The 4,803-nt window shown below is 55.6% G+C and carries 6 protein-coding genes and 1 pseudogene; 6 read left to right on the forward strand and 1 reads right to left on the reverse strand.

Going from position 1 to position 4,803, the window contains the following annotated elements; genetic code table 11:
* The 6 genes from VAE57_RS10150 to VAE57_RS10170 form a co-directional block, all read left to right on the forward strand.
* Window positions 1-181 (forward strand): hypothetical protein (locus tag VAE57_RS10150; protein ID WP_322821769.1); only part of this gene is annotated, 181 nt, incomplete at its 5' end.
* A 69-nt stretch (window positions 182-250) separates the two neighbouring features.
* Complete coding sequence (locus VAE57_RS10155) at window positions 251-589, forward strand: hypothetical protein (protein ID WP_322821770.1); 339 nt, start codon at window positions 251-253, stop codon at window positions 587-589.
* A complete protein-coding gene (locus VAE57_RS10160; RefSeq protein ID WP_322821771.1) occupies window positions 586-915 on the forward strand; it encodes a hypothetical protein in 330 nt (109 codons plus the stop codon). The genes VAE57_RS10155 and VAE57_RS10160 overlap by 4 nt, the downstream gene beginning before the upstream one ends.
* A gap of 10 nt (window positions 916-925) precedes the next feature.
* Window positions 926-1,072 (forward strand): hypothetical protein, encoded by a 147-nt coding sequence (locus VAE57_RS18795; protein ID WP_416208443.1) that lies wholly within the window; start codon window positions 926-928, stop codon window positions 1,070-1,072.
* Between the two features lie 11 nt (window positions 1,073-1,083).
* On the forward strand, window positions 1,084-2,436 hold the full coding sequence (locus VAE57_RS10165) for a TIGR02710 family CRISPR-associated CARF protein (RefSeq protein WP_322821772.1): 1,353 nt from the start codon (window positions 1,084-1,086) through the stop codon (window positions 2,434-2,436).
* Between the two features lie 372 nt (window positions 2,437-2,808).
* The gene (locus tag VAE57_RS10170) at window positions 2,809-4,080 is read left to right on the forward strand and encodes a hypothetical protein (protein ID WP_322821773.1); all 1,272 of its coding nucleotides are present in this window, start codon (window positions 2,809-2,811) and stop codon (window positions 4,078-4,080) included.
* Window positions 4,081-4,194: 114 nt separating this feature from the next.
* Here VAE57_RS10170 and VAE57_RS10175 read toward each other — a convergent pair.
* Window positions 4,195-4,803 (reverse strand): annotated as a pseudogene (locus VAE57_RS10175) (molecular chaperone DnaJ); the annotation flags it as partial.

Below are 4,803 nucleotides of genomic sequence, written 5' to 3' on the forward strand. Positions count from 1 at the left end.
GGTCGCTGAAGAACAGCTTGATGATTGCCGGGAGTTCAGTCACAGACGTTGCTCCTTTCGCAAACCAATGATGGGTATACCGTATTGTATCGTTGATGAGCGGTACTACGAAGAGCTGAAGAGATCTTTTATTGCCCCATTATGTGATCCATTTGGTACAATACTCGACGACACCACCTGATATTTGCAGCCACCTGCCTTCAAGGGCGGTCTGCTTCCCATCGTTTTCACCCAAAGTTAGGACACGTTCATGAAAGATCAGTTCTGTCTGCCGGCATTGAGTGTTTTACGACTCAGAATTTCGTTGCGTCTGGCAAGTGCAGCACGCCTTCCCGCGTTCAAAGGGGCACTCTTCCGTGGTGCTCTAGGGTATGCGTTGCAGCGGATCGGATGCCCTCCGGTGTGTTGGGGACACGGTAGCACCTGTCTGGCGGCGATGCCATTGTGTGCGTACCGCGAATTATTTGAAGTCGTATTGCCGCATGGCAAGGCCGTATTACACGATTTGCGCGATACCCCCGTCCCTTCGTTATCGAGCCACCGCTCGATCAGCGACGGCAGTATGCGGCCGGTGATGTCCTGGAAGTGAATATCCTGCTGTTTGGGCACGGTATTAACCTGCTGGCACACGTGATCCTGGCCTTCGCCGATGTTGCCCACACCGGCCTGGGCCGTTATCAGGTGCAGGCACGTCTCGAACAGGTGGAAGCCCTGGCTCATGGACAACCGTTCGGGGTGCCGATCTATCGTGATGGCGAGCGACTGTTTTCGGCGCATGCATTGCCGATCTTCAATCTGGCCGAGCTACGTCGCCGTACTACCAGACAATCACCACGGGTCCGTTTAGTCTTACGCACGCCATTGCGGATCAAGGCATTGGGTCGATTGGGAACGTTCGAGTACTCGTCCCGCTAAGCACCAGTCAATGATACTCGGCGGACTCGTCGGAGCGGTCACCTTGCATGATGTACCGCCGGCGGTCCGGAGTCTGCTGCTGGCGGCAAGAGTGGTTCACGTGGGTAAAGCCTGCGTGTTTGACCACGGTCAACTGGAACTAGCGCATACCCTTTGAGGAGTGTCACCATGGATTTCAGCGAGCAATTAGCACACTTCATCGCACGGGTTGGCACACGACGCATCCCGGCGTTGATTATTCCCGGTAGCCGGCAGGCCGATACTGCCGCATTGTTGATTGCCGCCCTGCAGCCGGAACGAGTCGCATTCTTGCTGACGCCGGAAACAACCGATTTTCCCGCCCAGGTGGCAGCAAAGCTTGGCCGCCAGCCCGACGCCAGATGGCTTTGTAAAACGGCTCGCTACACCGACATTAATCAAGTGTACCGCGAACTGCGGGTCGTGATTGAAGCATGGTCTGATCTGGAGCGTGAGCAGATTCTGGTTGATCTGACCGGCGGCACCAAACCGATGACGGTAGGGCTGGCGAAGGCAGCTTACGTCCTGGGGTTGGGTACGGTCTACATTGAGAGTGATTACGAACAGAATCGCGTCATCCCTGGCTCGCAGCGATTGATCGAACCATCTGACCCCTACGAGGTCTTTGGCGATCTGGAAGCCGGAGAAGCCCGGCGTTTCTTCAACGCCCACGACTACGTCATTGCTGAACGAATCTACAGCGACCTGGCCCGACGGGTACCGGCAGACGATGGTACCTTCTATGCGTGCATGGCGCAACTGGCACGCGCTTATACACAGTGGGAGTCGTTTAACATAGCGGCTGCGGTGCAGACAATGGCCGATCTGCTGGCGCATCCGCTGCCGGCCAGGCTGGCCCCGTATCAATCTACCTTGCACGATCACTATCAGGCCCTGATCAGTCTGGATGCCACGATCAAGGCAATGAGCAATCAGCAGCAGGCACTGACCACCTTAGCCAATCGGCAAGCGATCCTGCCCCTCCTCGGTTCGCTCTACGCCAATGCGCTACGTCGCGAAACTCAGCACCGCTACGACACCGCAGCGCTGTTGCGCTACCGTTGTCTGGAATTGATGAGCCAGCACCGGCTGGCAACCCGTGGGGTGTGGGTAGAAAAACCCGACCTCGATCAGCTCAAAGCGCAAATCCCAGACCTCGATAGCAGCTATCGTGAAGTTGAACGATCACTCGGCTTTCGCGAACGAGGACTCCAACCTAACCGCGACGGTCAATACAACCCGATCACCTTGCTCAATGGCTATATGTTATTAACGGCTCTCAACGATCCCCTGATCCAGACCATCATGCTTACCGACATCCGGCAACGGGTGAATGTACGGAATAAGAGTATTCTGGCCCACGGCTTCCGGCAGATTACCGAAGCCGAATACCGTGATTTTGCCAGGGTGGTGGAACAGCTTCTGGATCAATTCTTCGCCATCGCCCAGGAGCAGCGTTCGGCTTGGGAAGAGCGGTACCGATTTATCGAGCTGCCTTCTTAAGATAACAGAGCATTGTCCCGCAAAGAAGGGGTTTGAAACGTTCCGTAGAGGCGACGCATGCGTCGCCTCTACTGTCCTGCAATGACGGGATTTGAAATGCCTGAGCAGGCAGGTGCACGGCACGTCGTCTTCGCCTACCCCGCGCCGCAACGAAGCGTTACTCTGCAATGGAGACATGGATGCAGGCATTGTTCCTGCCGCTGTTCAGTCAACGTCCTACCCTGGACGGGGTGAGGTTCCAGGATGGGTGTAGCATCCTGTGCCCATCCTTCATACAGCAAATGCATACAGCAAATACTTACTTCTCCTGCGCGATGCCTCAAATCTTGCTATACTACATAACACATAGATCGCGTTGGAAAGGAGCCGGGCATGGCCGCTCGTCGCATTTTGCTGACGATTATCGGGCTGTTGAGTGTGGTAATCCTGATCGGGAGTTTGGGCGCAGGGGTGGTTGCTTTTCTGCTCATAACCAATCGCCCTGTTGATCAGAAACTACTGGTGCTGGGGCCAAACCGCCGTCTCGCTATTGTTGATCGCCAGGGTGTGGCTCAGGTGCTGGCTGAGGATGCCAGCCCGGAGTTGTTTCGCTATCCTGCGCTGGCTCCTGATGGGAGCCAGGTGGCGTATATCAGTCAACAGGGGAATACGAGCGTTCTCCGCGTCATACACTTGCAGAGTGGTACACGGACTGAGTTGTATCGCTCAACAACCAATCCACCACTCTATATGGTCTGGTCTCCCGATGGTCGGTATCTGTCGTTTCTCTCGAATCGTGGTGTCGGCGGTTTGGGGGTGCATATTGTGCCGTCCGATGGTTCCAGAGATGCAGAGTTGATCAGTGTTTCACCGAGTTCGCTCTACATTGCCTGGCAGCCCAATAGCTCTTCGCTGCTGCTTCATATCGGTGGTTCGATATTTGAAGATGGGCGTGTGATTACGGTACAACCCGGTCGGCAGCAGCCGCTACACGAGGTGACCGATCCCGGTTTCTTTCAAGTGCCGGCCTGGAGTGTTGATGGCGAGAGTTTTTTCTATGTCGCTCAACCACCGATTGAGGGGCCACCAACGGTGGATAAGGTTGAGAGTGTGTTGACGCGGGTGAAAGTTGGTGAGATGCAGCCGCAGGTGTTGGCCCGTGAACCAATGGCGGCGATTATCTTTGGTCGTTCACCACAAAGCGATGAGATCGCATATACAACGGTTGGCCCCGATGGTTTCGGTCCTTTGAAGCTGGTGACATCGGAAGGTTCAGTACGCACGCTTTCGGCAACCGATGATGATGTGGTAGCCTTTTTCTGGTCGCCTGACGGTCAGCAGATCGCGTACCTCACGCCAGCCGGTCGTTCGGCCAACGGTCTGACCCAGTTGCGCTGGCAGTTGGTTGGACGGAATGGGAATAATCCACGCACACTAACCATGTTTACTCCTAGCCAGGAGTTTCTCGCTCAGATCAATTTTTTCGATGCCTATGCTCTGTCGTTCGATCTCTGGTCGAGCGATGGTCATGCCCTGGTGTATGGTACGAATGACGGTGTGTATGTGTTCGATATTCGACGCGGGACGGCTGTGCGGCGGAGCGATGGCGTGCTGGGGATGTGGTTGCCGGTTGAGAGTGTGGGGTTGGGAGGAGATAGGAGATAGGAGTGAGGGGAGAGGTAATAGAGGTGGAGTGTGCATGGTCATGGTATTTTTATTGATGTTGTCAGGGCCGTGACAGATTGACATCGGTGTGAAGACTACGCATGCAGGATGTGCCTAGGTAGTTGTGCGTAGGGTAAGCGTGCTGAATGTTGCGGTGGTTGGGTTGCGTTCCGCACGTACCAGCAAGCCATAACGCGGATCGGGGGGCAGGGTGGTTATGGTTAGTGGGCCAACGACCTGATCGTTGATCTGGAGGGCAATGGTTTGATCGGTAAGACGTACTGTTAAGCGATTTGAACGCGCAAGGGTAGTTGTACCCTCAGCCAGGATGCTGCGCTGTTCGTTGGTGCGCTCGTCGCAGCGGTATTGCCCCTGCGCGGGGTTGATCAGAAAACTGATGTATCGTTGCGGGCTGTTGAACCAGAACATCAGCCCGGCCCAGTCGCCGGCAACACTGACCTCTACCTCGATCACCATCTCGCTGCCAATCGGCGATGTCTGAAAGGCCCAAATATCACCTAATCCGGCATTAGCCTGAATGACATAACGACCATCGCGCACACCAACACTCCAGCCATTGCCGTTGGCAACTGGCCAGTCGCTGTTGGGGCCAAAATCAGCCTGATAGACTACCGCCCCACCGGTTATCCCTATCGTTGGTGACGGTGCCGCAGTTGGTGACGGTGCCGCAGTTGGTGACGGTGCCGCAGTCGGTGAAGGTGC

Source organism: Chloroflexus sp. (assembly GCF_034434295.1).
GTDB lineage: Bacteria > Chloroflexota > Chloroflexia > Chloroflexales > Chloroflexaceae > Chloroflexus.

Excerpts from the sequence above, each read along its gene's own strand:
- VAE57_RS10155 (WP_322821770.1), top strand. The coding sequence starts at position 251 with ATGAAAGATCAGTTCTGTCTGCCGGCATTGAGTGTTTTACGACTCAGA.
- VAE57_RS18795 (WP_416208443.1), top strand. The coding sequence starts at position 926 with ATGATACTCGGCGGACTCGTCGGAGCGGTCACCTTGCATGATGTACCG.
- VAE57_RS10165 (WP_322821772.1), top strand. The coding sequence starts at position 1,084 with ATGGATTTCAGCGAGCAATTAGCACACTTCATCGCACGGGTTGGCACA.
- VAE57_RS10170 (WP_322821773.1), top strand. The coding sequence starts at position 2,809 with ATGGCCGCTCGTCGCATTTTGCTGACGATTATCGGGCTGTTGAGTGTG.